Origin of the sequence: Bacillus sp. CGMCC 1.60114 (genome assembly GCF_042676365.1) — a bacterium.
GTDB lineage: Bacteria > Bacillota > Bacilli > Bacillales > Bacillaceae_G > Bacillus_A > Bacillus_A rhizoplanae_A.
The window spans coordinates 1-2,565 of the sequence record NZ_JBHTHG010000080.1 but is presented as its reverse complement, the minus strand read 5'-3'; the positions used below and the strand labels follow the sequence as shown (position 1 = coordinate 2,565).

The window sequence follows — 2,565 nt, the reverse complement described above, 5'->3', positions numbered from 1 at the left end:
TCTACAGAAGCATCATATCACATTTCTACCCTTTTGCAGTGAACCACCGGTCTTGTTTCATACCAATTTTCAAAAATGGGTAGAACTCTTATGGCACATGGGCTCATTGGATTTTGCACTTAAGAGTGATTCACTTGTAAAATTACAATAAATCTATTTAATTTTAAAAGCTCAAACAAGCATAACCCCGTTCTAAATTTAGGACGGGGTTAAAAATATAGTTGTTTAATTTTTGATGTAAGATATTTCACTACAACAAAAAATATAACAATAAAGTCGTTTAAAAATCTAAGTTTTATTCAAAAAAAGCGCCCTTTAGCTGAATAAGTAAAATTTCTATGTTAGCGCCTATTTTAATAAAATTAAATTAGTGTTGCAATCCGTTAACCATTTTAGTCAGTTCCGCCTCAAGTCGATCAAAGTTCTGTTCGTTGGCTTCGTAACAGAAACTTCTCACTTTTTCGCATTCTTTAACTGATTTGTGGAGCATTTGCCATATAAGTTCGGTTTTACCTTCTTTCTCAGCAAATGTAATGGTTAGTAAAAATTCATGTATTGGCCCCAGATGGTGGATAACAATCTTTTCAGGTTCAATTATTTCGGAAAAGATGGATTTATTCTCATAATCTACACCATTGGGTCCATGCATAATGAAACGCCAAATACCGTTTGGTCGCATATCGAACTCATGAAACGTATTAGTAAAGCCCTCGGGTCCCCACCATTTTTCCAAATGATTCGGGTCACTGAATGCTTTGAACATGATTTCACGCGGCACATTGAAGATACGTGTGTTGACAATCTCACGATCAGAGATTGGTTCAGGAGAGTTAATAATATTCGATACCTCAGAGGATACTCTTAACTCTTGATTATTTTTCAACTGTTCACCAAGCTGATCCAGCAAAATACTTGTCCCGTGCTCACGAACTGCAGCTGTATCATGGCCGTCTAGGAATGCGCCTTGCTCGGTAAAAATCAGGTGTGTTCCTTCATCAATTTGTTTAAACTCGACCGTTGCTACAGAAACGGAAATTCGCGTTTCATCGAGATCCATGGTGTAAGAATAGACAATACGGTGGTAAGGAATGATCTCCTGATAGTGAGCCTTAAATGTGTAAACAGGACCTCCTGGAGGGCCGCCATGATTTATCTCTTGTCCACCCTCTCGAAAATCAAACTCTTCCGCCTCAGTGAACCATTTTGCTTTAAGCTCTGGGTCCGCCCATGCAGCGAATACCACTTCAGGTGTGAAATTATACACCTTTTCAATAACAAAGGTATCGTGTGTTGCAAAGTGTCTTTTCATTCTCACTTCCTCCTTTTTTGGTGAGACGGATGATTAGAAAGGAATTCGCCAAGTCGATCAAATTGGCACTCCATATTCTTTTGGCGCCCGTAAAAATAATTTTCATGACTTTTTTTCATCATTCCAATTGAATTTGTAAAATCTTGAACCGTCAATGTCTCTTTCGTTTGCAAAATCTCAGATACATTTTGTAAATCTTTTAACAGCTTCTGTTGAACTCTTATATTTTCTCTTAAACGTTCTATTTGAAGAGTCACCACTTCAATAGGGTTATACGTATCGTCGGCCAGGATCGATTTAATTTCCTCTAGCGTTAATCCTAAATCTTTTAGACTAAGAATTTGCTGTAACCGCGAAAGATCTGTGGCGTTATATAGGCGATATCCTGATTCTGAATAGTCTGATGGTGAGAACAATTCAATTTGGTCATAATACCGCAAGGTCCGAATCGTTAAACCTGTTAACTTTGCAAGTTCCCCTGTCTTCCATTTCTTCTTACCTGAAACTAAAATAACCACCCCCTTATTTTGCGAGAATTTTTACCGGTATCTTCACTATAAACCGTTACGTCACGTAAGAGTCAAAGGAAAATAAATTTTTTTGAATCATGAGAAAATCTTTATCCTACCTCGATAGCTTAAGTGTAACTTTTCACAAACAATCTTTAACCAGTATGTTTACTGTTCATGATTCTTCAACAATCTGGCCCGATTGTTGAATAGAATGACTCGCATTTTTTTAAACAACTTTATTATTTTTCAAACGACTTTATTGTAAATTAAACAACTTTTTTGTCACTTTACACCGCCAGCATCTCGGAAAAACCCCACGCTAAGAGCATGCAAAATTTTATACAAAAAATAGGGAGACATAGGGAACCATCGGGAAGCCAAAAAGCGCACCAGAATAGGAATGTATAAAAAGATGCATAGAATCATAGAAAAAGAAAAAGGCGAATCCCTTGTGAGAATAAGGGGACGCCTTTTTCTTTGCTACCTATAATGTTACGTTATGTTAACCGAGAATGTATAAGATATACATTCAAAAATCTAAACAAATTGGTTTTCTCAAATGGTACAATTAGGAAAAAAAGAGGTGAACAAATTATGACCAAAAAAACAGGTTGGAATTATATTATCGGTCTAGCATGGCTGGCAACCATTTCCTTACTTTGGGCAAACTCTGCTAGGTTGATTCCCAATAAAGTTGTTTCCCTAAGCATCTCTATCGTTATGATTGTTATTGCAGCAGGAGCC

At 36.8% G+C, this 2,565-nt stretch carries 2 protein-coding genes; both read right to left on the bottom strand.

The features are described 5' to 3' along the window. Window positions 1-367: 367 nt before the first annotated feature. Complete coding sequence (locus tag ACFQZ1_RS11770; protein WP_377882360.1) at window positions 368-1,309, bottom strand: SRPBCC family protein; 942 nt, start codon at window positions 1,307-1,309, stop codon at window positions 368-370. 2 nt (window positions 1,310-1,311) lie between these two features. Next, window positions 1,312-1,827, bottom strand: a complete 516-nt coding sequence (locus tag ACFQZ1_RS11765; RefSeq protein WP_377882359.1) for a MerR family transcriptional regulator — start codon at window positions 1,825-1,827, stop codon at window positions 1,312-1,314. Window positions 1,828-2,565: the final 738 nt, after the last annotated feature.